Below are 26,151 nucleotides of genomic sequence, written 5' to 3'. Positions count from 1 at the left end.
AAGCGGACAGATTTTCAGCTCTGCGCCTCAGCCTCGACCGATGCCCGGACCACATGGGTCACGGCTTCGCAGAGCCGGTCGAGATCGCCCGGCGCGATGGTCAGGGCCGGCGTCAGGTAGACGATGTCGCCGAAGGGACGAACCCAAACCCCCTGCTCCACGAAGCGCGCCTTGAGCGCAGCGAGATCGGGTGCGCGTGCGAACTGCACGACTCCGATGGCGCCGAGAACGCGGATGTCGGCGATACCGGCGAGGCCGTGAAGGCCGGAGAGCCCATTACGCAGGCGAAGCTCGATCGCCCGCGCCTGATCCAGGCGCGGCTCGGTCTCGAACAGGTCGAGGCTCGCATTGGCGGCGGCGCAGGCGAGAGGGTTCGCCATGAAGGTCGGCCCGTGCATCAGCGCCGCCGCGGGATCGTCGGACAGGAAAGCCTCGAAGACCGGACGCCGTGCGATCGTCGCGGCAAGCGGCATGGTGCCGCCGGTAAGCGCCTTCGACAGGCAGAGGATGTCGGGCACGATTCCGGCCTGCTCGCAGGCGAACAGGGTGCCGGTGCGGCCGAAACCCGTGAAGATCTCGTCGGCGATGAGAGGCAGTCCATGCCGCTCGGCCGCCCGCGCCACCCGTGCCAAGGTCTCGGGCGCGTGCATCACCATGCCGCCGGCCCCCTGGACCAGGGGCTCGACGATGATCGCCGCGAGGGTATCGCCATGCTCGGCCAGGGCGCGGTCGAGGGCGTCGGCGGTGGCGTCGTCGCGCGGAAGATCGCAGAAGACCTGGGCAGGCAAATAGGCGCCGAAGCGCCGGTGCATGCCCTCTTCCGGGTCGCAGACCGACATCGCCCCCATCGTGTCGCCATGGTAGCCGCCACGGAAGGCGAGGAAGCGGCTGCGTCCGGCGATGCCCCGGTTGAGCCACATCTGCGCCGCCATCTTGAGCGCCACCTCCACCGCCACCGAGCCGGAATCCGTGAAGAACACGTGGTCGAGGTCGCCCGGCGCCAAGGCGGCGAGGCGGGACGCCAGGCGCTCTGCCGGCGCATGGGTGAGCCCGCCGAACATCACATGGGGCATGGCATCGAGCTGGGCCGCGACCGCGTCGCGGATGTGGGGATGGTTATAGCCATGGACGGCGGTCCACCACGACGCGATACCGTCGATGAGTTCGCGTCCGTCGGCGAGCACGATCCGCGAGCCGGAGGTGCGCACGGCTTCGAGCGGAGGCGCCGCATTCCTCATCTGCGTATAGGGCCGCCAGAGGGAGTTTTTCGGACGCGCAGGCAATCGTGGGGCAGGCATTCACGGGGGATGGGCGCGCGAGGCCGAACGGTCAAGGGAGCGAGCCGCAACCCGATCTGAAAGCCGCCGGAGGCAGGGTCGGTGACCGGCCTTCCAAAGGGATCCGGTTTTTCTCCGGGACCATCCTATGCCTCTCGAGAGACCCGAGTTCGTCCCCGGTACAGTTCCTCACGCTTCACGCCCGACCCTCATCGAAAGGGATCAACCGCGCGAGTGGTCGCGGCACTCGCTTGACATCGCGATGGCGCGGGCTTCCTTCCCGCTCCCATGTCCGACCTCGACCGCCCCACCAGCCTCGAAGCGTTCGCCCGCGACCATCTCGCCCGCCTCGACGAGACCTCCCTGCGCCGGCATCTCAATCCCACCACGCGTGGCCCGCAGGCGGCGGCGACGCGGCACGGGCGCAGCCTCGTCTCGTTTTCCTGCAACGATTATCTCGGCCTTTCGCAGGATCCGCGGGTCATCGCAGCGGCCCAGGCTGCGACCGCGCGTTACGGCACCGGCGCCGGCGCCTCCCGTCTCGTCACCGGTAGCCACCCGCCCCTCGCCGCCCTGGAAGAGCGCCTCGCCGCCCATAAGGGGACGGAGGCGGCCCTGGTTTTCGGCAGCGGCTATCTCGCCAATCTCGGCATCGTCTCGGGGCTCGCCGGCCCGCGCGACCTGATCCTCGTGGACGCACTCGGCCATTCCTGCCTCTGGGCGGGTGCGCGGCTCTCCGGCGCGAAAGTGATGCGGTTCGCCCATAACGATATCGGCGATCTCGAAGCGCTCCTGACCAAGCACCGCTCTCGCCACCAGCACGCACTGATCCTCACGGAGCGCGTCTACAGCATGGACGGCGACCGGGGGCCGATCACCGACATCCTGACTCTCGCCGACGCGCACGATGCCTGGACCCTGGTGGACGACGCCCACGGCCTCGGCGTCATCGGGGAGGACGCGCGGGCGCCCCTCGAAATGGGCACCCTGTCGAAGACGCTCGGCTCCTATGGCGGCTATCTCTGCGCGTCCCGCGCCGTGGTCGACCTGATGACGAGCCGCGCCCGGAGCTTCGTCTACACCACCGGCCTGCCGCCGGCTTCGGCCGCCGCCGCCCTGGCCGCCCTCGATATCGTCGAGGCCGAACCGGATTTCGCCGCGCGTCCGCTCGCCCTCGCCCGCCGCTTCACCGCGCAACTCGGCCTCCCCGAGGCACAGAGCCCCATCGTCCCCATTCTCGTCGGCGAAGCTGACGCCGCGCTCGGCCTCTCGGCCGCTTTGGAGGAACGGGGCTATCTCGTGGTCGCCATCCGCCCGCCAACGGTCCCGGCCGGGACGGCGCGGCTGCGAGTGGCGTTCTCCGCCGCGCATACGGAGGCGCAGGTGGAGGGGTTGGCCAACGTGGTAAGGGGACAATGGCCACGAACCCTCCCCCCTTTCCGGGAGAGGGTTCGCTAGACCTACGCCGCAGCGGTGGACTCGCCGCCGGCCCGCTCGTGCGCGAGCTTGACCACGCCGACCTGATCCACCTTGCCGGTACCCAGCATCGGCAGCTTGTCCAGCACCACCACTTCGGCCGGGATGGCAATCTCGGTGGCGCCCTTGGCCTTGGCGAAGGCCTGGTAGGCGGGGCGTGTGGCGTCCTTGCGCTCCGTGAACAGGATCAGCCGCTCGCCCTTTCGCGCATCCGGAACCGCCGCCACCGCACTCGGTGTATCCGGCCAGAGCTCGCCGGCAATGGCCTCGATGCCGGCGAGCGACACCATCTCGCCGGCGATCTTGGCGAAGCGCTTGGCGCGGCCCTTGATCGTGACGAACCCTTCCGCGTCGATGGCGACGATGTCGCCGGTATCGTGCCAGCCCTCCGGCGGCGCTTCCAGCACGCCGGGCTTCTCCGCCCTGAGATAGCCGAGCATCACGTTCGGGCCCTTCACCGAGAGACGGCCGCCCTCCTCGATGCCGGGCACCGGTTCGAGCCGGGACTCGATCCCCGGCAGGAGCCGGCCGACGGTACCGAAGCGGTTGAACATCGGCGTGTTGAGGGCGACCACCGGCCCGCATTCAGTGACGCCGTAGCCTTCGAGGATACGCAGGCCGAACTTCTCGCTCCACGTCTTCCGGGTCGCCTGCTTCACTGCCTCGGCCCCGGCCACCACGTAGCGGAGCGAGCGCAGGTCGTAGGAATGAGCGGTCTTGGCGTAGCCGGAGAGGAACGTGTCGGTGCCGAACAGGACGGTGGCATTCGAGCCGTAGATCAGTTCCGGCACGATCCGGTAATGCAGCGGCGACGGGTAGAGATAGACCGGCACGCCGGAGACCAGGGGCAGGATCAGGCCCGCCGTCAGTCCGAAAGCATGGAACACCGGCAGCACGTTGAAGACCTTGTCGGTCGGCCCGAAATCGATTCGAGCGGCGACCTGGGCGGTGTTGGCGAGCATGCAGCGATGGGCGAGTACCACGCCCTTGGGCGTGCCCTCCGAGCCCGAGGTGAACAGGATCGCCGCCGGATCGTCGCCGCGCCGCGCCACGAGGGGCTTGCGGGGGCTGAGGAAACCCCGGATCTTGTCGCCGGCGGTAATGCTGGCGCGCACGTCCTCCAGGTAGACGAGCTTCACCTTGCCCTGGATGGCCTCGATCAGGCCGCCGAGGCGGCCCTTCTCGATGAAGGCGCGTGACGTGAGGATGGTGTCCACCTCCGCCGCCGAGCAGGCCGAGAGGACGTTGGCAGGGCCGGCCGAGAAGTTGATCATCGCCGGCACGCGCCCGGCGCTGGCCAGGGCGAAGAAAGTCACGGCCGCGCCGTTGGCATTGGGCAGCATCAGCCCGATGGCCTTGCCCTCGGCGGCGAGCGGCATCAGCTTCCGGCCGAGGATGTTGGCGCCCATCACGAGGCGCGAATAGCTGAGCGTGCCCGTGACCGGGTCCTCCAGCGCGGTGCGACGCCAGCCATGGTCGGCACCGGCCTGGATGAGAGCACTCATCACGCTGCGGTCGATGGGGGCGGTGTCGAAGACGAGATCGGACATGATGTCGTACAGCGCCGCTCCTGCCGCGCGCCGCCGGTTCTTGCCCTTCAGCGCGGGATCGACGGTAAGCGCCACCGGCGACATCACCGTGACGATGACCTTCGGCCACCAGCGGCGGCGGACCTGATTGCGGGAGAGGCGCGAGAAGGCGGTCTTCTCCAGCCCCTCGATCTTCACCGGAACCACCTTGGCTCCGGATTTCTCGGCGATGAGGCCGGCGCCGTCATAGACCTTCATCAGGCTGCCCGTGACGGTGAGGCGGCCTTCGGGGAAGATGATCAGGGTCTCGCCGTTCTTGACGGCATTGATGAGCGTGCGGGTGGCCAGCGGCCGGGTGGGGTCCAGCGGCATCGCCTTGGTCACCCGCAGGAAGGGCTTCACCCACCAGCGCTGCGCGATGCCGTGGTCGACGGCGAAGACCGGCTCCTTGTCGAGGAGCGAGAGGGCCAGCGGTGCATCGAGAAACGAGACGTGGTTGAGGGCGATGATGGCGTTGGGGCCGGCCTTCTCCACGTTCTCCAGGCCCCGCACTTCGAGCCGGTAGAAGGCGCGGAACAGGATCGAGAGGAAATCGCGGAAGGCGCTCGTCGGCATCACCTTCAGGACGATCACGCCAGCGGCGAGGTTGGCGACGCCGATGAGGGTGAGGAGCGAGGCCATCGACCAGCCTGCGCCCTGCAGGGCGGCGAGGCCTAGCGCCCCGGTGACCATGAAGGCGGCGGTGAGCACGTTGACGGCGCCAATGACGCGGGCGCGCTTGTCCTTGTCGGTCCAGGCCTGCACGGCGGCGAAGGAGGGCACGATGTAGAGGCCGCCCGCGATGGCGAGGCCGGCGAAGGACGCCGCCACGCGAAGGCCCGTCCCGGTGGAGAGGAAGGCGCCGGCCCCCATCACCTCGCCGGAGACCGGCGGCAGGTGCGAGATGGTCCAGGCGAGGTCGAGGGCGAACAGGCCCATGAACAGAGCGCCGATCGGCGTCGGCAGCAGGACGATGCGTCCGCTGGCAAGCCAGGAGGCCAGCGCCGAGCCGATGGCGATGCCAACCGAGAAGATCGCGAGCAGCAGGGTCACCACCGTCTCCGAGCCGTTCAGGCTCTCGCGCACCAGCACCGGCAGCAGGGCGAGCACCACCGCGCCCACCAGCCAGAACCAGCTGACGATGAGCGAGCCGCGCCACAGGCGGGTGTCGGTATAGAGGTCACGCAGCAGGGCCACGGTGGATCGGGCGACGTTGGGATCGATCCTGAGCGTCGGCGCCGCCTCGCCGGTGGAGGGAATCTGCCGCGCGGAGAGCCAGCACAGGATCGCGAACACCATGATCAGCGCGCTGAAGGCCAGCGCATCGCCGCCGAGCGCGCTGGCGAAGCCGGCCACGATGGTGCCGAGCAGGATGGCGAGGAAGGTCGCGGCCTCGACCAGCGCATTGCCGGCGGTGAGCTCGTTGCGCTTCAGGTGGTCGGGCAGGATGCCGTATTTGATCGGGCCGAACAGGGCCGCCACTGTGCCGAACAGGCCGAGCGCCACGAACAGGACCGGCACGGAATGGAGGAAGAAGCCGATCGCTGCGGCGGCGGCGGCGAAGACCTCCGCGAATTTCAGCCGCTTGGCGATGAGCGCCTTGTCGTAACGGTCGGCAAGCTCACCCCCGAGACCCGACAGGATGAAGAACGGGCCGATGAAGACGGCACCGGCCAGGGTCACCAGGATGCCCGGATGGGCGGCCTCTCCCCCAGCGCCCGCGACCTTGAACAGGATCAGGAAGACCAGGGCGTTCTTCAAAAAATTGTCGTTGAATGCCGAGAAGAACTGGCACCAGAACAGGGGCGCGAACCGGCGCGTCGTCATCAAGCTACGGAACATCTTGGTCTCCTCGGGGCGGACCATGACTGCCCACCCTGTAACGAACCGTCAAATCCGGTACGGCCACGATTTTTGAACGTCGTGCAAATTAACGCCCGGCAGGGATGGCGGCAACGTTGATTTTGCACGTCGTGCAATCTATGCGCTGGTGGCGTGCCGGGCGGCACGCGAGCGTGGGGACAGCGTGGCGAAGGCAACCAAACCGGCACGGCGCGGCACCGGCCCCAGAGGCGAGCATAACCGCGAGGAATTCGAGGCCCTGGTGACCAAGGCGGCAGAGGGCCTGGTCCGCATGGAGGGCCTGCGCGGCCTCGGCATGCGCCGGCTCGCCTCGGTGATCGGCTACGCACCGAACTCGATTTACAACGGTGTCGGCGATCTCGATGCGGTGGTGATGCGGGTCAACGCCCGCACCCTGGAGCGCCTGCACGCGGCGCTCACCGGCGCGATCCGTCCCGACGCCGCCCCGCGCGACAACGCCCTTGCCCTCGCCGATGCCTACCTCGCCTTCGTGGCCTCGGACCCGCGCGTCTGGAGCCTCGTCTTCGAACATTCCCTGGCACCGGATTCAGCCTTTCCCGACTGGTACGCCGCCGCGCTGGCCCAGGCGACCGACCTCGTCGACGGGGTGCTCGAACCCATGATTCCGGATGCGAGCGAGAGACGGCAGGCGGTGGCGACCCTCTGGGCCGGCCTTCACGGGCTCGCCTCCCTGTCCACCTCCAACAAGCTCGCCGTCCTGACCCCCGAGCCGCCGCGCGACCTGGCGCGGCTGCTGGTCGGGCGGTTCCTGCGCTGATCCGCCATTCCTGCTCGGAAGCGTTCGTCAGCATCGCCGTGGATGCGAGATCCGGCACGATGCTGTAGGTTTCAAAGCCCGCCCCTGTCGTCCGAAAGCCCCATGGCCAAGCAGTTTCCGGCCCTCGACGAGCGCCATCGCGATTTCATCGCCCGGCAGCATATCGTCTTCACCGCATCGGCGGCGGAGGGCACGCGGATCAACCTGTCACCGCGCGGAACCGACACGTTTCGGGTCATCGACCCGAACACCGTGATCTATCTCGACCGCACCGGCAGCGGGAACGAAACCGCGGCGCATCTGCGGGTGGATGGACGGCTGACGGTGATGTTCTGCGCCTTCGAAGGCGCGCCGACGATCCTGCGGCTCTATGGGCGCGGGGAGATCTTGGCGCGCGGCAGCGACGCCTATGCCGGTCTGCTGGCAGGCGCGTATGACGGACAGGAGCCGCCCGGAGCGCGCCAGATGGTGCGCCTCACGATCGATCTCGTGCAGACCTCCTGCGGCTTCGGCGTGCCCGTGTTCGACTATCGCGAGGAACGTCCCACCCTCGACCGCTGGGCCCAGGCCAAGACGGAGGCCGAACTCGACGCCTATCGCCGCCAGAAGAACGCGCGCAGCATGGATGGCCTGCCCACGGGGTTGTTCGCGGAGGAATAGGTCGGACGCCTTACCGTGCGTTGGGCAAATGGACCCTCACGGAAGTCCGGCCCGAGGGCTCCGGTTTCGGGCCCCATTGCGTCGCCTCGATCCCCGCATTGCCCCAGCCGGTGGGCAGGGAGATCGTCAGCGGCAACAGCATCGCCCCGCCGGGAACGGGCGCGAGCCGTACGCGGATGTCGTCGTTCTCAGCCATGCGGCGCACGCTGCTGCCATTGGGGCGGTGGCCCGAGATCGGCACCCAGCGCGCCCGGCAATCGAGGGCCGGTCCGCGATAGGGTCCCTCCTGGACGGTCACCAGCACCCCGCGGGAAAGGACGATATCCGCCCGGGTCACCCCGTTGAAGACCGGGATGCGCCGCTCGCAGAGGGTGGGATCGAGGGATGCCCGGCCCAGCGGAATCGCCAGCATGGTCAGGGGATCGACGACGCCCACCTTGTCCTGCGGCGCTACGGGAATCCTGTCGGGCATCGGCGTCGGAGGCGGCTCCACGCTCTCGTCGTGCGCGCGGCCGCTCGACAGGGTCATGGAGACCTGAACCGGCTTACGACCGTACAGGCTGTCGGACCGGAACGTGCCGGTGAGCGCTCCGCTCCGCGACCGCTCCCCCGACGCGGATGCCGTCCCCGATCCTTCGAAGAAGACGCCTGCCAGGCCACGCAGGCCCGCCTTCAGATCGTAGGCGTAGCGCCCACCGGTCTGATCGACGGAGAGATCCGCCTCACCCACGGGAAGGTTGAGGAAGAGCAGGCGATAAGTGACGGAAAAGCGCTGGGGTGCCGGTTCGGCCGAAGCCGTGACCGGTGCGGCGAGGGCCAGAAGCACCGCGCCGATCAACGCGATGAAGCACGTCTCATGAGCATCATTGGACGAAGCGACCATGCGCTGCCCTCCTGCATGCCATCATGCCTTAAGAGATGCCGCCACTGACGCTGGTGCGGACCGGCACCTACCGGGTGATCGTCGCATTCGAGAACCGGACGGCAGACGCACTTCCAGCATCCGGTCAGTTCTCCCCCGCCTCCATCTGGCGATACACCCGCCCATGCTCGCAATAGCCGGCGACGATGCGGGTCATCATCGCGCGCTTGTCCGCGTCGAGGGGGCCGAGGATGCGGGCGGGCCGGCCGCCCCAGAGATAGCCGGTCTCGAGGAGCTGGCCCGGATCGGTGGTGGAGCCGCCAGCAAGCAGGACGTCGTCGGCCACCACGGTGCCGGGGGCTAGCACGCAGCCGATGCCGATGAGGCTGCGCGCGCCGATACGGCAATCGGCCATCCGCACGTTATGCGCGATCGTAGTGTCGCGGCCGATGACAACGCCTTCGGCCCGTGCACGGATGACGGTGTTGTCCTGAATGTTAGTGTCGGCGCCGATGAGGATGGGGCCGACCTCCGCATGCAGGTCGCAGGAGAACAGCACGCTCGATCCCGCCCCGAGGGCGATGCGGCCGCGCAGGCGCGCCGTGCTGGCGACGTAGACGCTGGGATCGACGTCGATCTCGTCACCGGCGACGGGCGACGGGGTATCTCCCGTGGCCTCGCGCACGCGCTCGGCCCGCTCGGCGATCTCGGCCGCGGTGATGGGGCGCTGGGGTTTCGCCGGGCTGCCGGCATAGGCGAAGCCGGCGGCGAGGTGCGAGCGCGGGAAGACGGTGGCACCGGCCTCGATCAGCACTCCGTCCTCCACGGTGGCCCCGTCGAGGACGATGACATCGTCTTCGATCACCACGTCGGACCCGACCGTGCAGGCATGGACCACGGCGTTGCGGCCCACCGTCACCCGGTCACCGACGAGGGTGGGATGCGAATCGGTGGCGATATGGAGCGTCGAGCGATGGCCGAGCCAGAAACGCTCGCCGACGGTCACCGCCTCGCCGTCGGCACGGATCACGCTGTCGTCGCCGAGCCAGGCCTGGGCACCGATCGTGGCGGCGCCGATGACCGTGCTTCCGCGCCCGCACCAGACCGGACGGGCCGAGAAGACCGGCAGGACGCCGTCATGGGGCAGGATCAACTCAGGCGTCACGCGAGGGGAATTCCTTCGAAGCCGGTGGCGTGGACCGGGTATGGGACCGACTGGGCATGGCACCCATGCCGGTCGAGTGGTAAAGGCCGGGCGCCGGAATGGTGTTGCCGGAACGACGCGCAACAGCGTGGAACCACCGCGCGGACTTTGCAATGTCGCGCATCCCTTAAGGGGGATCAAACCCGGTCGCGAGGGCTTTCGCGCCGATGCGTCAAGGAATCGATGGATGTCGGCAGGCGAGATGACGGCGGGAAATCAGCCCGCACCCGCGATCAGCATCCAGAGTGCGCCCTTCGACGTGGCCGCGGAGATGGCCGCGCTGAGCGGGACGCTTCGCGGCAGGACCGGGGCGATCGTCACCTTCACCGGCCTGTGCCGCGACGAGGGCGGGCGCCTGACCGGGCTCGAACTCGAACATTATCCCGGCATGGCCGAGGCGGAGATCGGCCGGGTGGTCGAGGCGGCACAGGACCGCTGGCCGCTCCAGGCGGTGCGGGTGATCCACCGGCACGGCCTCGTCGCGCCGGGCGACGGCATCGTCCTCGTGGTGACGGCGGCAAGCCACCGCGTCGCCGCTTTCGAGGCGGCGAGCTTCCTCATGGACTATCTCAAGACGAAGGCTCCGTTCTGGAAGCGTGAGCATCTTGCGGACGGCACCATGGGGGGCTGGGTCGAGGCCACGGGCGCCGACGATGAGGCCGCGTCACGCTGGGCGTGAGGGTGGACCGGCGGCGATTCGCCTCCGGTCCGTCCACAGAGGAGAGTGGGCCTCATGCCTTGCGCCCCTTGTCTGTAACGGGTTTCGCGCGCCCGTTCGCACCGCGCTTCGGTAGACCGCGCCAGGGGACGGGCAGATGCAGCAGGGTACGCCGATCAAGGACGAGCCGGGTCCGCACCCCGCCAGTTGGTCGCCGACGGCCTCAGGAATCGCCGTGGTGGCGTTCATCGCCCTCCTGATCCTCGCCTGGACCGCCGCCTCGACCCTGCTCCTGATCTTCGCCGGAATCCTGCTCGGGGTCTTCCTCGATGGGCTGACGCGCCTGCTCGGCCAGGCCATCGGGCTCGGTCGCGGGCTGCGGCTCACCATCGTCAGCCTGATCCTCGGCGGGCTCACCCTCGGCTTTCTCGCCTTCGGTGGCGCGACGGTGGTGCAGCAGGGACGGGAGCTCGGCCAGACCGTCACGAAACAGGCGGGGTCTGTCCGTGATCGCCTGAAGGAATACGGGATCGACCTGCCGGCCTTCTCGGTACCGAGCGAAACGCCGGGCGATCAGGACACCGACAAAGCCAAGGACACTGACAAAGCCAAGGACACCGAGACCGACAAGGACAAGAAGGCCGGGGGCCTCGGCGGCCTCGCCTCGGGTGCGATCAAAAGCCCCGGCTCCCTTCTCTCCGATGCCGGCAGCATGCTCGGACCGGCGGCCACCGTCATCACCGGCCTGTTCAATGCGCTGGGCAACGTCCTGGTGATCGTGTTCCTCGGCCTCGCCTGCGCGGCCGATCCCGCCAGCTACCGCGACGGCGCGGTGCGGTTCGTGCCGCCCCATTACCGTCCCCGCGCCACCGCCCTCCTCGACGGTATGGGCGAGACCCTCCGGCATTGGCTGTTCGGCCAGCTCATCACCATGGCGGTGATCTTCGTCTGCATCTGGGCGGGCTTGAGTTTCCTCGGCATCGGCGGCGCCCTCATCCTCGGCCTGCAAGCGGGGCTCCTCGCCTTCATCCCCACCATCGGCCCGCTGATCGCCGGCGTCGTCATCGTGCTGGCGGGCCTCGCCTCCGGGACCAACGCGGCGCTCGGCGCCTTCGGTGTCTACCTTGTGGTGCAATGCCTGGAGAGCTACGGGCTGACGCCCTTCATCCAGAAGCAGGCTCTGGACATCCCGCCGGCCACCATCTTCGCAGGCCAGCTCGTGCTCGGTGTGCTGTTCGGCCTCTGGGGCATCGCCCTCGCGCTGCCGCTGATGGCGGTGATCAAGGTCGTGCTGGAACAGGTCTATATCGAGGACACGCTCAACGAGGAGGCGGATGTCTGAGCGCGGAGCCGGTGGAGAGGCGTGACGCTGGCGCTGGAGACGACCACGCGGGGCCGGCCGGACGAGGACGATCCGCCTATGAGACTCGCATGCTCGCGCAAGTGGCCATGCTTGTTCCAGGGGCGATGGAGATTCGCCGAAAGCCCATGATAGAGATCCGGGCGCCCTTACAAAAGAGCCTTGTCAGGGCGGGTCGATGACATCGGCAATCGCCCTGCGATTTTGCATCACGGTAAGGATGTTTCCCAAATGAATATTGCGATACTATCAAAAGATAGATATTCGTTGGTTCAGATCGTCGTTTCGGCTCGCTGGCTCCGTCCTGTTTCCGACGATCATCGTGAGTTTGTGGTCTCACAATGCACGGCGGTACGTTTAAAAACCTATCGGATGGCGTTTCAGACATAGTCAGACACTTTGTAAGTGTCGGGCATTGGCATTGGGACTTCGTCGACGGCACTCATTTCTGGTCGCCCGGGCTCTATCCGATCCTGGGGATTCCCGACGGCCTCGTCAGGCCCGATTACGCGCTCCTGTTTAAGCTCATCCATCCGGATGATTGCCCGCGGACCATGGCACCCGGCTTCGTCAGGCGATCGGAGGCGGTTCCGCCCTCGATCTTCCGCATTGTCCGGCCGGATTCAGGGGTCTGTACCGTCTTGAGCCGTGTGGAGGTGACGACCGCGCCCAATGGACGGCCCCTGAGTGCCCATGGCATCCTCGCCGAGATCGGCGACCCTGCCATGCAGGCCTGTGCCGAAGCGGAGCAGCGGCAGCGGGACCGTGCGATCTTCGACAGTGTCGGTGCATTCACGTCGACCACGGATATCTACCCGTTCAGGAAGTTCTCGACGGAATGGCTCGACCTCGTCGGACTTCCCGAAGGAGAACTCCTGCAGGAGCCGACCCTGCCGGTCCTGAAGGGCGAGCGCATCCGTTGGCGCGATTACGGGCGGGAACTGTATCTCACCAAGCGCCTCGTCCATACGATGCCGAACCTCAGACTGGCGAATGGGGAAACCGCGACTTACCGCATGGTGATGATTCCCATGCTGAATGAGACGGGGGCTGTCGAAAGCTGGACCAATTTCGTTGGTCCGATCCATCTGAAGATCAGGCCTACAGGCCGCCTTCTGAAGGGCCTCGAACAGCGCATCGAAGCTGGACATATCCGTGCGGCACGCGCACTGCTCGACTGGTCGATGGCGGATTTGAGCGGAGCCTCTGGCGTGTCGCTCTCGACCGTCCGTCGGCTCGAGGGCTGCATCACCTCCGTCTCGGTGGCCAACCGCAATCAGGCGATTGGCGCCCTGCGCAGCGCGGGTATCGTGTTCTCGCTGACCGATGAGACGACGATCGCGGTCAGCAGGGGAAGTCAGATCGCCGGCTGAGACGCAGCCGGATCGGTGCGGTGTGGCAGTCCGTTCAGATGGGAGCGGTGTCGGGTTCGGCCGGTTCGTCCATGAGGGGGTGGAGATCGCGGACCATGCTCTTCAGCCGCTCGTCGAGGACATGCGTGTAGATCTGCGTCGTCGAGATGTCGGCATGTCCCAGAAGCTCCTGCACGATCCGCAGGTCGGCCCCGTTCTGCAGGAGGTGGCTGGCGAAGGCGTGGCGCAACACGTGCGGACTCACGCGGTCCCCGCGAATCCCCGCCGCCGCCGCCGCCACCTTGAGGTCGCGGGCAAAAGCCTGTCGGGTCAGGTGGCCGCTCTCGCTGGCGGCCGGAAACAGGAAGGGACCGTCTCCGCTGAGATGAGCCAGGTGCTCGCGCATGGCGCCCCGCGCGAGATCGGTGAGCGGGACCAGCCGCTCACGTCCGCCCTTGCCCTTCACCACGAGGTAGCGCTGTTTCGTGGTGGCGGCCGAGCGTGGCAGGGCGATGAGTTCCGACACGCGCAGGCCGGTGGCGTAGAGGGTTTCGAGCAGGCACAGCATCCGTACCGCGCGCCGCCGCTCGCCCGGAGCGTCTCCGGTCTCCGACGCCACGGCTCGCTCGCGGGCGGTGCGCAGCAGGTCGTCCACCTCGGCCACCGACAGCACCTTGGGCAGGGTGCGCCCCCTGCGTGGACCTCCCACGGGCGCGCTCGGATCGGCCTCGGCGAACCCCTCCGCGTAGAGGAACTTGTGGAAGCCGCGAATGCAGGACAGCCGGCGTGCGGCGGAGGAGGCCTTCAACCCTTGGGTTTCGAGATCCGCCAGATAGGCGCGGACCTCGCCCGCATCGGTCTCGAGCGGGTCACGTCCCGAAGCGGTCAGAGCCGCGAGGTAGTGGTCGAGGTCGCGGCGATAGGCGGCGAGCGTATTGGCGGCGGCACCCCGCTCGGCCGCGAGCATGTCGAGATACGCGACGATGAGAGCGGGGCCGTCGGTCCCCGCCTCGTCCCCGGGCGAGCCCGTCACCGGTTCGGCGGCTGTAGCTTCGCGGCGGGAATGCTGACGCTCATTTCCCGGGGCGTGGGCTGAACGAAGGTCGCGAGCGCGAACATGCCCGCGAAGACCAATCCGCCGAGGATGGCGAGCGTGGCGAGGAAACGAAACAGGGTCGGCACTCGGACGAACCTCGGTCGGAGGGAACTCTGCGGAAATGGACGGCTTCGGTCCGCGAGATCGGCAGGCAAGTCATTGCACAGCCAAGCCAAGGGGTTGCACCATGCCGGGCCCACAATGGCAAGCACTTCGGAGCCACAGGGTGCACCGCAAGAGAATCCCGGTCGACGAGCGGCGATCAGCCTCACTGGATCGGGAGGCATCGCGGCTTTGGAGGCAGGCCCTATGAAGACGCGTTCAAGAATCGCGTCGTGACTTACGGCCTCGCTTCGCCCGGACGGTGAAACGCGCTAGGATCGCGAGAACAGGTATATCAAGATTTCAACGATGACCGAGATCGAGCCATCGGAGGGCGACATCGCTCCCGATCCCATTGAAGTCAGGCTCCGCCGCGCTCTCGGCGCGCGCTCGATCGTGCTCGTCGGTCTCATGGGTGCCGGCAAGAGCACGGTGGGGCGGCGTCTGGCGACGCGACTTGGGCTGATGTTCAAGGATGCCGACAACGAGATCGAGGCGGCGGCCAAGCTCACGATCCCCGACATCTTCGCCATCTACGGCGAGCCGAGCTTCCGCGAGGGCGAGGAGCGTGTGATCGCCCGGCTCATCCGCGAGGGGCCGCTGGTGCTGGCCACCGGCGGGGGCGCCTTCATGCGCGAGGCGACACGCGCCCGCATCGCTCAGGGCGGCGTCTCGGTGTGGCTGAAGGCGGAACTCGACGTGCTGATGCGCCGCGTACGCAAGCGCGGCAACCGGCCCCTGCTCCAAACCGACGACCCCGAGGAGACGATGCGGCAGTTGATGGAGATCCGGCATCCCGTCTATGGCAGTGCCGACGTGATGATCCCCTCGCGCGACGTGTCGCATGATCGCGTGGTGGAGGACGTGATGGAGGCCCTCGATGCCTATCTCAACGGCCCCTCGAACCAAGGCGTCGCCGCGCAGTGAGTGACGGACAGACGGTCCACGTCCCCCTCGACCAGGGCCGCGACTACGACATCCATATCGGGCGGGGCCTCCTCGCCGAGGCGGGTGCACGCGTGGCCGCCCTCGGCGCGCGGGCCGCCGCCATCGTGACCGACGAGACGGTCGTGGGCCTCTATGGCGAACGCCTGCGCGAGAGCCTGGAGGCGGCGGGCCTGCGCTCCGGTCTCGTCACCGTGGCGCCGGGCGAGGCCTCGAAAAGCTATGCGGTCTACGCACAGGTGTGCGACGGCCTCCTCGCCCACCGGATCGAGCGCAACGACCTGGTGGTGGCCCTCGGCGGCGGCGTGGTCGGCGATCTCGCCGGCTTCGCGGCGGCGACGCTCCGGCGCGGCGTCCGCTTCGTCCAGGCACCCACGACCCTGCTCTCCCAGGTCGATTCCTCGGTGGGCGGCAAGACCGGCATCAACTCGCCGCTGGGCAAGAACCTGATCGGCGCCTTCCACCAACCGCGTCTGGTCCTGGCCGATACCGCCACCCTCGACACCCTGTCCGAACGCGAGATGCGCGCCGGCTACGCCGAGGTGGCGAAATACGGCCTCATCGCCGATTCCGGTTTCTTCGATTGGTGCGAGGGCCACTGGGCCGGCATCTTCTCCGGCGGCCCGGAACGCGACGAGGCGGTGGCGATCTGCTGCCGGGCAAAAGCCGGCGTCGTGGTGCGCGACGAGCGCGAGGACGGCGAGCGCGCCCTGCTCAACCTCGGCCACACCTTCGGCCATGCTTTGGAACGGCTCACCGGCTACGAATCCGCCCGCCTCGTCCACGGCGAGGGCGTCGCCATCGGCCTGGCGCTGGCCTTCCGCTTCTCCGCCCGCCTCGGCCTCTGCCCCGGCCAGGATGCCGGTCGCGTGGCCAACCATTTGGCCCTGGCAGGCCTGCCTACCCGGCTTCAGGCCGTCCCCGGCGGATGCGGGGGCGTCGACGCCATCCTCGACGCCATGGCCCAGGACAAGAAGGTCCGGGACGGCGCGCTGACCTTCATCCTCGCACGGGGGATCGGCCAGAGCTTCATCGCACCTGGCATCGACCGCGCAGAGGTAAAGGCCTTCCTGACGGACGAACTACGCGGGGCGTGACCGGATCGCCTCCCTGTACTGGAGGCCTGGAGCTTCAACTGGGGATGATGCGCTCCATGAACCGCATCCCCTCCGATCCCGACGCCTGCGGCATCGATTCGCTCCTGGGTTGGTATATGAGGGGGCTTTCCGCAACCGGCACAGTGCCGGTGCGGCATGGCTTGGTGCGACGACCGCCTGATGGACACGCATACCGATCTCTGGCTCGCCGCGAGCATCGTGGTGATGTCGCTGCTGCTCTCGGCCTTCTTCGCGGGGGCTGAGACCGCCTTCACCGCAGCCTCGCGGGCACGGATGCTCTCACTGGAGAACAACGGCGACCTGCGGGCACGCCTCGTCAACCGCATCCTCGCCTCGCGCGAGCGGTTCATCGGCGCCATGCTGATCGGCTACAACATCGTCGCCATCGGCGCTTCCGCCTTCACCACCAGCGTGCTGACCACGATCTTCGGCAAGAGCGGGGTGCTCTACGCCACCGGCGTGATGTCGGTCCTCGTCATCGTTTTCGCCGAGGTGCTGCCGAAGACCCTTGCCATCAACAAGCCGGACCAGGCCGCCCTGGTGATGGCGCGGCCCGTCGCCTTCGCGGTAGCGCTCCTCGGCCCCGCCGCCATCGCCATCGAGAAGGTCGTGCGGCTGATGCTGCGCCCCTTCGGCGTCAGTATCGGGCAGCATCAGTCGATCCTCTCGCCCATCGAGGAAATTCGCGGGCAGGTCGCCCTGCTCCACCGCGAGGGCGGTGTCGCCAAAGCCGAGCGCGACATGCTCGGCGGCCTGCTCGACCTGCACGAATTATCCGTGTCCGAGGTCATGGTGCACCGCACAAAGATGCGCACCATCAATGCGGACCTTCCTTCGGAGGAGATCGTCCGCGAGGTTCTGTCCTCGCCCTATACGCGCATGCCGCTCTGGCGCGGCACCTCGGAGAACATCATCGGCGTGCTTCACGCCAAGGATCTGCTGCGCGCGCTCGACGCCGCCGGGGGCGACGCTTCCGGTCTGAAGGTCGAGACCCTGGCCCTCGAGACCTGGTTCGTGCCCGACACGACGAGCCTGCGCGACCAGCTCAAGGCCTTCCTCACCAAGAAGACCCATTTCGCCCTCGTCGTCGACGAGTACGGCGAGGTGATGGGTCTCGTCACGCTGGAAGACATCCTGGAGGAGATCGTCGGAGACATCGCCGACGAGCACGACGTCGCGGTTTCCGGGGTGCGCCCCCAGGGCGACGGCTCGGTGAATGCGGATGGCTCCGTCGCCATTCGCGATCTCAACCGCGCCATGGACTGGAACCTGCCCGATGAGGAGGCGACGACCATCGCCGGCCTCGTCATCCACGAGGCGCGGGCGATCCCCGACACCGGCACCGCCTTCAACTTCCACGGCTTCCGGTTTCAAGTCCTGCGCAAGGCGAAGAACCGCATCACCGCCCTGCGGATCACCCCGCTCGTGCCGCTAATCGCGAAGAAGGACGAGATCGAGGGCTAGGCCTCCGGCAAGGCGAACGGAGAAACGCGCCTCCCTCAGCCGCGCGGCACCGGCCGCCAGCCCGCAGGCGCCATCTCGAACCCGTCAAACCGGAAGGCCGGGGAGACGGTGCAGCTCACCAATGTCCACGATCCGAGGCTTGTGGCGATCTGCCAATGCCCCGCCGGCACGACGATCTGCGGCTGCTGGCCGTGGGCGAGATCGGGACCGAGATAGGTAGCGGAGGCATCGTGACCGTTCGGGCTCGTGGTGATCACCATTGGCGCGCCGGCATGCCAGAACCAGATCTCGCTGGCATCGACCCGGTGCCATTCCGAGGTCTCGCCGAGATCGAGCAGGTAGTAGATCGCGCTGCCCACCGAACGGCCATCGACCTCCGTCGGATCGCGAAACGTTTCGCGATAATGGCCGCCCTCCGGGTGGGGCTGGAGCCCCAGCTTGGCGATCACCTCGGCGGCTTTCATGTCGGTCTCCCTCGTCCCGCGATCATTATTGGCCGGCCGGAATGGCGCCCTGCGGCAATTGAAGACCGCGAGGGGCCGCGCCCTCCCCTCGCCCCGCTCCCTCGGCGGCGGAGGCCTTGGGCGGGCGCGGTGATTTGGCAACGGGTTTGGGCTTCGCCTTGGCGACCGGCGCCGCCTTGACCTCCGGGGCATCGCCGCAGCGGCTGTAATCGAGGCGCGCCAGGACCTCGCCCGCTTCGGAGACGATGTTGAGAAAATCGGGCAGGACCGTGAGTTGCTCGTCCCAGCGGACCGGTCCGCCTATCGTCGCCTCCAGGGCTGCGGGGCTGCCGCCCCGGCGCAGGGCCAGGAGGTCGGGGCCGAAGGCGGTGGCGGCCTTGTTGCCGATGACGACCTGCAGCACGCGGGTAGCCTCCGGCGTCAGGGGGCGAAGCGGGTTGTCGACGGTGATCGTGCCGCTCCGCGTCACCCAGAGCGAGACCGCGCCCTGCCCTTCGTAGAACGCACCCTGACCGTTGTCGCAGACGACGATGAGCTCGGGCAGCTTCACGGGAGCGAGATTGGCGGCCGGCGTCGGCAGGGCCGTGGCCGGAGGAGCATCGGGCGTCTCGGCAGGTTTGGCGACGGGTTTCGGTTTCGGTTTGGGCTTTGGTCTCGGCTTAGGCTTGGGGGCCGGTGCCTCGGCCTCGCCCAGCGGTGCGGCAGCGTCTTCTTGCGCGAGTCCGGGAGCGGCTCCCAGCATCCCGAATAAGAGGGCAACGCAGGAGACCAGCGCCAGGCGGCTCCCGCTCCGCATCCTCCTAGCCCGAAACACGGAGCTCGGGTCGCCGGGAGGACAGGACGGGATCGGACGGATCTGCATGGCCCAGAGGGTTACCCCAGCCGGAACCGGGTTGCATCCACTTGTCTCGCACCACAGGAGCGCTTTCGCACAAGGGCCGGGCATAGCACTTCGGGTTACCGTGGTCGGAACGGTCCTTGCGTCTCGTTTCGACCCCTTGCGCCGAGGGAACGTGGAGCCGAAACCATGCGGACGGATTGGCTTTGCACAGTGGTGATGCTGTTCGGCCAAGCCATCCGTCGGTGGATGACGGGTCGTCATGCACGCATTGTCTTCGGCGCGATGCCCAACCTGTTCTAAGGCGACTCGACTCCGGGGCCGTCCTCTTTCTTCTGTCCAGACAAGGTCGATCGATGCGCATGCTTGACCGCAGCCCAGCCAGTGCGGTGCCCGATCCCGGCGGGCTGGAACAGGATCTCATCGCCCTCATCGAGGAATCTCGCGAGCGTTCGAGCGAGGATCCGTTCCGCAATCCCGTCTTGGCGGTGACGCTCGCGATTACGCGCCGCTTCGACCGCGAAGAAATTGACGACGACGACCTCGACGGCCTGTTCACCCGCCTGCGCGCACAATCGTTGATCGCTCGGGCGGAGCGCCTGCGCGGCTATGTCGGGCTGGACCGGGACACCCAGACATCGGCGGACAACACGATGCCTGCCCGTCTCGTGGCTGCGATTCCGAAAGGAACGGGGGATTTCGAGACCTTCCGCGACCTCGTCGGCCGTACCGGCTTCGCCGTGGTGTTCACTGCCCACCCGACATTCGGGATGCCGAAGGCCGTGGCGGCGCTCATCGCCGAGGCCGCGTCGCAGGACAGCGAGGCAGCACGCCTGCCCCTGCTCGAGAAAGCCGCGGCCCTCTCGACCCGGCCGGATGCAAAGATCAGCCTCGACGATGAATTCGAACAAGCCTGCCTCGCGGCCAATCACGGTCGTACGGCCTTGGACAGCTTCAACGCCGCCCTGCTCGATGCGGCCCGCGCCCGTTGGCCCGACCGCTGGACCGAGTTGGTGCCCAAACCCTTCGCCATCGCATCCTGGGTCGGCTGCGACACAGATGGGCGCACCGATATCGGCTGGTGGGACACCCTGCGCTATCGCCTGGAATCGAAGCGGATGCAGCTCGACAGGGTCATGCGCCACCTCCCAGTCGTACCCGCCACGAACGTCGTGCGTGAGCTGACGCAAGGCGCGCTGGCGGCCGTGAACCGGCAGCTCGCCGTCGCCCCGCGCCTCGGGACCAAACCTACCCTGGAGGCTGTGCACCGCTTCTCGCTGGCGCTCATCATCGAGCGCGAGCGGGCCCAGACCGATTCCGGACCGATCCTGGCCGGCCTCGCCGGAGCCATCGGCGGCGTGGAAAGCGACGAGGACAGGCGCGCCATTGCCCTCCTGCGGTCCGGCATCGCGACACACGGCCTGTCGAACGCCCTGCCGCATTTCCGGTTGAACGCCAGCCAGATCCACAATGCCGTGCGCCGGGTCATCGATCTCGACGGCGAACCGACGGACGCGGCCCATCGGCGCTCGCATCTCGCCACCATCCATGCCCTTCTCAACGATGTACAGCCGGTGGCCGTGGATTTCGGCGCGCTCGCCGCCGAGCGTGCCTCGGCCGCGCGCCTGATGATGACCATCGCGCAGATCCTGAAACACGTGGACGGCACCCATCCGGTGCGCTTCCTCATCGCCGAGACCGAAACGGGCTACACGCTGCTCGCCGCCCTCTGGCTGGCCCGGCATTACGGGATCAGCGACAAGGTCGAGATCACGCCGCTGTTCGAGACGGCGAGCGCCCTGGAGCAGGGCATCCGCGTCCTCGATGACGCGCTGCGCAACCCGCATTGGCGCGCCTATCTCAAGCGCATCGGCCGGTTGACCGTGCAGTTCGGCTACTCGGATTCGGGGCGCTATGTCGGCCAGCTCGCCGCGAGTTTCTGGATCGAGCGTCTGCGCCTGCGCATCACCGACCTGATGACGCAGAACGGCCTGTCCGGCATCGAACTGGCGATCTTCGATACCCACGGCGAATCGATCGGCCGCGGTGCCCATCCGACCTCACTTCGGGACCGCCTCGCCTATCTGGCCCCGGAGGATTCACGGCACCGGAACCGCAAGGCCGGCATCAAGGTGCGGCTGGAATCGAGCTTTCAGGGCTCGGACGGCTACCTCATGTTCGGCACCCAGGCCCTTGCCCGCTCGACGGTGGAGCGGATCGCCGAACACGTCTTCGCCTTCGATACGGCCGACGACGATTCCTTTGCCGATTATGTTCTGTCCGACGCGCCGGGGGCGGACGAGACCGACGACCCGATCTACGGTGAGGCCGATTTCGCCGCCGAGTTCTTCACCGTGGCCCGGCAGGACATGGAAGCCCTGGTGGATGATCCCGGCTACGCGGCGCTGCTGGGCACGTTCGGCCCGAGCCTGCTCGACCGCACCGGCTCGCGTCCCGTGGCCCGCCAGACCGATAGCGGCGGCCCCAGCATGATCACCCATCCCCGCCAGATGCGGGCGATTCCGAACAACGCGATCCTGCACCAGCTGGGCTATCTCGCGAATTCGCTGCACGGCCTCGGCCGGGCGGCGAGCCGCGCACCGGATCTGTTCCGTGACATGCGCCGCGATTCGGTTCGGTTCTCGCGCGCGTTCCGCCTCGCCCAGCATGCCTCGGCGGTGGGCGACCTCGATGTGCTGCGCGCTTATATCGATACGCTCGACCCGGCCATGTGGCTCGAACGGGCACGGCGCACACAGCGCGACGACCGGCGCGACGAACTCCTCGTCATCGCCACTGCCCTCGACCGCCTGCGGCTCGCGCCCGATCTGCGCCGTCTGTTCGGGCGCCTCACCAGCGACTGGCTGAGTCTGCAATCAGCCGCCCCGGACCTCGGCAAGATGTCGGTGCGGCTGACCATGCTTCATGCCCTGCGCCTCGCCCTGATCCACCGGATCTGGTTCCTGGCGGTGCACATTCCGGGCTTCCGCCCGCAATCGGGCATCACTCGCGAGCAACTGATCGAGCGCTTCCTGCGCCTCGACATCGACGGCTGCCTCGCCATGCTCGACGAAATCTTTCCGATCACGCCGGACCCGACGCTCGGTCTCAATTTCGGTGAGCCCGCCGGCCCGCGCGATGTCGGAACCTATGAATCGGAGCACAAGACGATCTTCGACCCGATCCGCCAGTCCTTCGCCCGTGTCCGCGAGCTGTCGGGCATGATCCAGCACGAGGTGGGCGCATTCGGCTAGGGTGCGGCGAATCCCGGGCTCCGCTCCGCAGGCCCGGGAAAGCTGGCGCCGGTGGGGAAGGGCGTTCCATTCCTCACCAACCAGCCCCCTTCCCGGCCGGCTAACCCACTTGGAACCGCATCACGCTCCGGCGGGGCGCGGCCTTTCGCCGAAGATGGCCGTGCCGACGCGGATATGCGTGGCTCCCATCTGGATCGCCGCCGGGAAATCCGCGCTCATTCCCATGGAGAGGATGGGCAGGTTGTGACGCTCGGCGATGCGCGCCAGGAGGGCGAAATGCGCCGACGGCGGGTCCTCGGCGGGGGGAATGCACATGAGACCGTTGATCGCCAAGCCATGGGTCTCACGGCATTCGCTGAGAAGAACATCCACCTGCGACGGCGAGACGCCGGCTTTCTGCGGTTCGTCACCGGTGTTGACCTGAACCAGCAGCTTTGGCGTCCGCCCGGTACGGTCGATCTCCTTGGCCAGGGCCGCCGCCAGTGACAGCCTGTCGAGGGCATGGATCACGTCGAACAATTCCACCGCCTCGCGCGCCTTGTTCGATTGGAGCGGCCCAACGAGATGAAGCTTCACATCGGGAAAGCGCTCACGCAAAGCCGGCCATTTCGCCTTCGATTCCTGGACGTAATTCTCGCCGAAAACCCGATGACCTGCCTCTAGGGCGGGGATGATCCCATCCGCATCGATGAGCTTCGAGACGGCCACCAGTGAAATCGCGGCCGGATCCCGCTCGGAATCCTGGGCCGCCTGGACGATGGTCTCGCGCACGGCCTTCAAGCCGGCGACGACGTCGGCCGCGTGCGGATGAGCGTATCTCGGCGGGGTAGAGTCGGGCATGATGTCTCGTCGGCCTTGAGAGGAAGGGCAGCTCCTGCCTGACCTAACACTCGCCCCGTGGTCCGCAAGCGCCGGGCTTCGGCGGGAAGGCTCTGTTGACCGGCAAACAGGCCGTGTTAGTCCGGCACCCAACCTCTCCGGCGCCGCGTGAGGCGCCTTGCCAGGCCATCCTGGTCCGTATCTCAGAGTTCCTCTCATGACCTCCTCCCCAATGCCCATTCCCGAGCGCTACAACGCCAAGGATGCCGAGCCGCGCTGGCAGGAGGCCTGGGCCGCGCACGGCATTTACGCCACGCGCAACGACGACCAGAGACCGAAATACTACGTGCTGGAGATGTTCCCCTACCCGTCGGGGCGCATCCATATGGGCCACGTCCGCAACTACGCCATGGGTGACGTGGTGGCCCGCTATAAGCGTGCGAAGGGGTTCGCCGTGCTCCATCCGATGGGTTGGGATGCGTTCGGCTTACCAGCCGAGAACGCCGCCATGGAGCGCAAGGTCAACCCGCGCGACTGGACGTATGCCAACATCGCCACCATGCGCGGCCAGTTGCAGAGCATGGGCCTGTCCCTCGACTGGAGCCGGGAGATCGCCACCTGCGATCCCGACTACTACAAGCACCAGCAGCGGATGTTCCTCGACTTCCTCGACAAGGGACTCGTCACCCGGCGCACGGCCAAGGTGAACTGGGACCCCGTGGACCATACCGTGCTGGCTAACGAGCAGGTCATCGACGGGCGCGGCTGGCGCTCGGGCGCGCTGGTGGAGCAGCGCGAACTGACCCAGTGGTTCTTCAAGATCACCGATTTCGCGCAGGATCTCTACGACGCACTCGACGGCCTGGAGCGTTGGCCGGAGAAGGTCCGGGTGATGCAGAAGAACTGGATCGGCCGCTCGGAAGGGCTCGAGGTCCGCTTCGCGTTCGATGCCCGTGACGGTGAGATCAAGGTCTACACCACCCGGCCCGATACCCTGTTCGGCGCAAGGTTCCTGGCGATCGCGGCGGACCACCCCGTCGCGGCATCGGTTGCTGCCATGCGGCCCGAACTCCAGAGCTTCATCGAGGAATGCCGCCGAACCGGTACGGCTCAGGCCGCGATCGACACGGCGGAGAAGCTCGGCTTCGATACGGGGTTGCGGGTGCGCCACCCCCTCGACCCGTCCTGGCTGCTGCCCGTCTACGTGGCGAATTTCGTCCTGATGGATTACGGCACCGGCGCCGTGTTCGGCTGTCCGGCTCACGACCAGCGCGACCTCGACTTCTCCAACAAGTACGGCCTCGGCAATACGCCTGTCGTCTGTCCGGAGGGGCAGGACGCGGCGAGCTTCGTCGTCACCGACACCGCCTATGACGGCGATGGACGGATGATCAATTCGCGCTTCCTCGACGACATGACGACGGACGAAGCGTTCCATGCCGTGGCCAACCGCTTGGAGGGCGAGATCCTGGACGGTGAGCCGGTGGCGGCGCGCAAGGTTCAGTTCCGCTTGCGGGATTGGGGCGTCTCGCGCCAGCGCTATTGGGGCTGCCCAATTCCCATCATCCATTGCGATTCCTGCGGTCCGGTGCCGGTGCCGGTCTCCGACCTGCCGGTGAAATTGCCCGACGAGGTCTCGTTCGACACACCCGGCAATCCGCTGGAACGCGACCATGCTTGGCGTAACGTGCCCTGCCCGCGCTGCGGCACTGCCGCTCGGCGCGAGACCGACACGATGGACACCTTCGTGGATTCGTCCTGGTACTACGCCCGCTTCACCGCTCCCTGGCTGAAGGATGCGCCGACCGACCGTTCTGCGGTCGATCACTGGCTGGCGGTGGATCAGTATATCGGCGGCATCGAGCACGCGATCCTACATCTGCTCTACGCCCGCTTCTTCACACGGGCGATGCAGGCGACGGGCTGGTCCGGGGTCTCGGAGCCATTCGCCGGCCTGTTCACGCAGGGCATGGTCGTCCACGAGACCTACAAGGACGCAGCGGGCGCATGGGTTCAGCCTGCGGATATCCGCATCACCGCCGAGGGCGGCGGGCGCCAAGCGTTTCACGTGAAAACAGATGCGCCGATCGCTATCGGCTCCATCGAGAAGATGTCGAAGTCTAAGAAGAACGTGGTGGACCCGGACGACATCATCGCGAGCTACGGGGCCGATACCGCTCGCTGGTTCATGCTGTCCGATTCTCCGCCCGAGCGTGACGTGATCTGGACGGAGGATGGAGTGCAGGGCGCGGCCCGCTTCGTTCAGCGAGTCTGGCGCTTGGTCTCCCTTGCGGTGGGCGTACCGGCAGCGAGCGGAGCGTCGGACGCTGCGCTTCGCAAGGCCGCCCATAAGGCTCTTGCTGCGGTGGAAGAGGATGTGGAGCGCCTCCGCTTCAACCGCTGCGTCGCCCATATCTACACGCTATCGAACGCCCTCGATGAAGCGATCCGTACGGCTACCATCTCGCGCGATGCGGCGACGGAAGCGGCGGGCATCCTCACGCAGCTCGTTGCGCCGATGATGCCGCATCTGGCCGAGGAATGCTGGTCGGCCCTCGGACGGCAGGGACTGGCCGCTCAAGCCGCGTGGCCGGTGGTCGATCGTGCCCTGCTTGTGGAGGACGAGATCACCCTCCCCGTTCAGCTCAACGGGAAGAAGCGGGCAGATGTCACCGTGCCGCGCACGGCCGACACCGCCGCGGTGGAAGCTCTCGTTCTGGCCGACGAGGCCGTGCAGAAGGCTCTCGAAGGCCGTGCCCCCCGCAAAGTGATCGTCGTGCCCGGCCGGATCGTGAATCTCGTGGTGTGAGCGGGGCACGGCTTCGCACGTCAGACCTCGCCAAGGCCCGGGCAGGGCGAGACTTTGCATGGCGGCAGGACGAAGGACGCCCCTTCCAGGGCGATGTCGTTTCGGGCATCACCATCGTCCTGCCGCAGAGGAATCGTAAAGCTTGCCGCTTATACAGGTGACGCGACAGGCGGGATCGCCGTAA

Annotated in this window: 20 protein-coding genes; 11 read left to right on the top strand and 9 right to left on the bottom strand. The window is 67.5% G+C overall.

Annotation, left to right across the window (positions count from 1 at the left end):
- Positions 1–14 precede the first annotated feature (14 nt).
- On the bottom strand, positions 15–1,238 hold the full coding sequence (locus tag RQI43_RS15350; protein WP_405030631.1) for an adenosylmethionine--8-amino-7-oxononanoate transaminase: 1,224 nt from the start codon (positions 1,236–1,238) through the stop codon (positions 15–17).
- Positions 1,239–1,565: 327 nt separating this feature from the next.
- Between RQI43_RS15350 and RQI43_RS15345 the strand changes: the two genes are divergently transcribed.
- Positions 1,566–2,735: an aminotransferase class I/II-fold pyridoxal phosphate-dependent enzyme gene (locus RQI43_RS15345; RefSeq protein WP_311275696.1), complete on the top strand. Its 1,170-nt coding sequence runs from the start codon at positions 1,566–1,568 to the stop codon at positions 2,733–2,735.
- A 2-nt stretch (positions 2,736–2,737) separates the two neighbouring features.
- Here RQI43_RS15345 and RQI43_RS15340 read toward each other — a convergent pair whose 3' ends face one another.
- Positions 2,738–6,163, bottom strand: a complete 3,426-nt coding sequence (locus RQI43_RS15340) for an acyl-[ACP]--phospholipid O-acyltransferase (RefSeq protein WP_311275695.1) — start codon at positions 6,161–6,163, stop codon at positions 2,738–2,740.
- 184 nt (positions 6,164–6,347) lie between these two features.
- On the opposite strand from RQI43_RS15340, the gene RQI43_RS15335 reads away from it, so the two are divergent.
- The gene (locus RQI43_RS15335) at positions 6,348–6,962 is read left to right on the top strand and encodes a TetR-like C-terminal domain-containing protein (RefSeq protein WP_311275694.1); all 615 of its coding nucleotides are present in this window, start codon (positions 6,348–6,350) and stop codon (positions 6,960–6,962) included.
- 102 nt (positions 6,963–7,064) lie between these two features.
- Entirely contained in the window at positions 7,065–7,622 is a 558-nt protein-coding gene (locus tag RQI43_RS15330; RefSeq protein ID WP_311275693.1) for a pyridoxamine 5'-phosphate oxidase family protein, read from the top strand.
- Between the two features lie 10 nt (positions 7,623–7,632).
- Here RQI43_RS15330 and RQI43_RS15325 read toward each other — a convergent pair whose 3' ends face one another.
- Positions 7,633–8,505 (bottom strand): DUF3108 domain-containing protein, encoded by an 873-nt coding sequence (locus RQI43_RS15325; RefSeq protein WP_311275692.1) that lies wholly within the window; start codon positions 8,503–8,505, stop codon positions 7,633–7,635.
- Positions 8,506–8,629: 124 nt separating this feature from the next.
- A complete protein-coding gene (locus RQI43_RS15320) occupies positions 8,630–9,649 on the bottom strand; it encodes a gamma carbonic anhydrase family protein (protein ID WP_311275691.1) in 1,020 nt (339 codons plus the stop codon).
- Positions 9,650–9,875: 226 nt separating this feature from the next.
- On the opposite strand from RQI43_RS15320, the gene RQI43_RS15315 reads away from it, so the two are divergent.
- The 3 genes from RQI43_RS15315 to RQI43_RS15305 all read left to right on the top strand — a co-directional run bounded on the left by RQI43_RS15315 (position 9,876) and on the right by RQI43_RS15305 (position 13,079).
- Positions 9,876–10,367, top strand: coding sequence for a molybdenum cofactor biosynthesis protein MoaE (locus RQI43_RS15315; RefSeq protein WP_311275690.1), 492 nt, complete (start codon positions 9,876–9,878; stop codon positions 10,365–10,367).
- A gap of 136 nt (positions 10,368–10,503) precedes the next feature.
- Entirely contained in the window at positions 10,504–11,688 is a 1,185-nt protein-coding gene (locus tag RQI43_RS15310; RefSeq protein ID WP_311275689.1) for an AI-2E family transporter, read from the top strand.
- Positions 11,689–12,362: 674 nt separating this feature from the next.
- The gene (locus tag RQI43_RS15305; protein WP_311275688.1) at positions 12,363–13,079 is read left to right on the top strand and encodes a helix-turn-helix transcriptional regulator; all 717 of its coding nucleotides are present in this window, start codon (positions 12,363–12,365) and stop codon (positions 13,077–13,079) included.
- A 34-nt stretch (positions 13,080–13,113) separates the two neighbouring features.
- Here the strand turns inward: RQI43_RS15305 and RQI43_RS15300 are convergent, their stop codons facing one another.
- Entirely contained in the window at positions 13,114–14,091 is a 978-nt protein-coding gene (locus RQI43_RS15300; RefSeq protein ID WP_311275687.1) for a site-specific tyrosine recombinase XerD, read from the bottom strand.
- Entirely contained in the window at positions 14,088–14,240 is a 153-nt protein-coding gene (locus RQI43_RS15295) for a hypothetical protein (RefSeq protein WP_056423134.1), read from the bottom strand. The genes RQI43_RS15300 and RQI43_RS15295 overlap by 4 nt, the downstream gene beginning before the upstream one ends.
- Positions 14,241–14,565: 325 nt before the next feature.
- Here RQI43_RS15295 and RQI43_RS15290 point away from each other — a divergent pair, with 325 nt between their 5' ends.
- The 3 genes from RQI43_RS15290 to RQI43_RS15280 all read left to right on the top strand — a co-directional run bounded on the left by RQI43_RS15290 (position 14,566) and on the right by RQI43_RS15280 (position 17,783).
- Positions 14,566–15,183, top strand: coding sequence for a shikimate kinase (locus tag RQI43_RS15290; RefSeq protein ID WP_056423131.1), 618 nt, complete (start codon positions 14,566–14,568; stop codon positions 15,181–15,183).
- Entirely contained in the window at positions 15,180–16,298 is a 1,119-nt protein-coding gene (gene aroB, locus RQI43_RS15285) for a 3-dehydroquinate synthase (protein ID WP_311275686.1), read from the top strand. The genes RQI43_RS15290 and aroB overlap by 4 nt, the downstream gene beginning before the upstream one ends.
- A gap of 180 nt (positions 16,299–16,478) precedes the next feature.
- Positions 16,479–17,783: an HlyC/CorC family transporter gene (locus RQI43_RS15280; protein ID WP_311275685.1), complete on the top strand. Its 1,305-nt coding sequence runs from the start codon at positions 16,479–16,481 to the stop codon at positions 17,781–17,783.
- Positions 17,784–17,818: 35 nt separating this feature from the next.
- Here the strand turns inward: RQI43_RS15280 and RQI43_RS15275 are convergent, their stop codons facing one another.
- Together RQI43_RS15275 and RQI43_RS15270 are read right to left on the bottom strand one after the other, a co-directional pair.
- On the bottom strand, positions 17,819–18,247 hold the full coding sequence (locus RQI43_RS15275; protein WP_311275684.1) for a cupin domain-containing protein: 429 nt from the start codon (positions 18,245–18,247) through the stop codon (positions 17,819–17,821).
- A gap of 25 nt (positions 18,248–18,272) precedes the next feature.
- The gene (locus RQI43_RS15270; protein WP_311275683.1) at positions 18,273–19,043 is read right to left on the bottom strand and encodes a hypothetical protein; all 771 of its coding nucleotides are present in this window, start codon (positions 19,041–19,043) and stop codon (positions 18,273–18,275) included.
- A 404-nt stretch (positions 19,044–19,447) separates the two neighbouring features.
- On the opposite strand from RQI43_RS15270, the gene RQI43_RS15265 reads away from it, so the two are divergent.
- Positions 19,448–22,339: a phosphoenolpyruvate carboxylase gene (locus tag RQI43_RS15265; protein ID WP_311275682.1), complete on the top strand. Its 2,892-nt coding sequence runs from the start codon at positions 19,448–19,450 to the stop codon at positions 22,337–22,339.
- 120 nt (positions 22,340–22,459) lie between these two features.
- Here the strand turns inward: RQI43_RS15265 and RQI43_RS15260 are convergent, their stop codons facing one another.
- Positions 22,460–23,179, bottom strand: coding sequence for a YggS family pyridoxal phosphate-dependent enzyme (locus RQI43_RS15260; RefSeq protein WP_311275681.1), 720 nt, complete (start codon positions 23,177–23,179; stop codon positions 22,460–22,462).
- Positions 23,180–23,375: 196 nt separating this feature from the next.
- On the opposite strand from RQI43_RS15260, the gene leuS reads away from it, so the two are divergent.
- The gene (gene leuS, locus RQI43_RS15255) at positions 23,376–25,967 is read left to right on the top strand and encodes a leucine--tRNA ligase (protein ID WP_311275680.1); all 2,592 of its coding nucleotides are present in this window, start codon (positions 23,376–23,378) and stop codon (positions 25,965–25,967) included.
- Positions 25,968–26,151: the final 184 nt, after the last annotated feature.

The sequence above is a fragment of the Methylobacterium sp. WCS2018Hpa-22 genome, assembly GCF_031843785.1.
GTDB lineage: Bacteria > Pseudomonadota > Alphaproteobacteria > Rhizobiales > Beijerinckiaceae > Methylobacterium.
This window is presented reverse-complemented; position numbering and strand designations above follow the sequence as displayed.

Bases quoted from the DNA above. Each gene is read 5' to 3' on its own strand.
- RQI43_RS15350 (WP_405030631.1), bottom strand. From the start codon at position 1,238: ATGAGGAATGCGGCGCCTCCGCTCGAAGCCGTGCGCACCTCCGGCTCG.
- RQI43_RS15345 (WP_311275696.1), top strand. From the start codon at position 1,566: ATGTCCGACCTCGACCGCCCCACCAGCCTCGAAGCGTTCGCCCGCGAC.
- RQI43_RS15340 (WP_311275695.1), bottom strand. From the start codon at position 6,163: ATGTTCCGTAGCTTGATGACGACGCGCCGGTTCGCGCCCCTGTTCTGG.
- RQI43_RS15330 (WP_311275693.1), top strand. From the start codon at position 7,065: ATGGCCAAGCAGTTTCCGGCCCTCGACGAGCGCCATCGCGATTTCATC.
- RQI43_RS15325 (WP_311275692.1), bottom strand. From the start codon at position 8,505: ATGGTCGCTTCGTCCAATGATGCTCATGAGACGTGCTTCATCGCGTTG.
- RQI43_RS15315 (WP_311275690.1), top strand. From the start codon at position 9,876: ATGTCGGCAGGCGAGATGACGGCGGGAAATCAGCCCGCACCCGCGATC.
- RQI43_RS15310 (WP_311275689.1), top strand. From the start codon at position 10,504: ATGCAGCAGGGTACGCCGATCAAGGACGAGCCGGGTCCGCACCCCGCC.
- RQI43_RS15290 (WP_056423131.1), top strand. From the start codon at position 14,566: ATGACCGAGATCGAGCCATCGGAGGGCGACATCGCTCCCGATCCCATT.
- RQI43_RS15280 (WP_311275685.1), top strand. From the start codon at position 16,479: ATGGACACGCATACCGATCTCTGGCTCGCCGCGAGCATCGTGGTGATG.
- RQI43_RS15275 (WP_311275684.1), bottom strand. From the start codon at position 18,247: ATGAAAGCCGCCGAGGTGATCGCCAAGCTGGGGCTCCAGCCCCACCCG.
- RQI43_RS15270 (WP_311275683.1), bottom strand. From the start codon at position 19,043: ATGCGGAGCGGGAGCCGCCTGGCGCTGGTCTCCTGCGTTGCCCTCTTA.
- RQI43_RS15265 (WP_311275682.1), top strand. From the start codon at position 19,448: ATGCTTGACCGCAGCCCAGCCAGTGCGGTGCCCGATCCCGGCGGGCTG.
- RQI43_RS15260 (WP_311275681.1), bottom strand. From the start codon at position 23,179: ATGCCCGACTCTACCCCGCCGAGATACGCTCATCCGCACGCGGCCGAC.
- leuS (WP_311275680.1), top strand. From the start codon at position 23,376: ATGACCTCCTCCCCAATGCCCATTCCCGAGCGCTACAACGCCAAGGAT.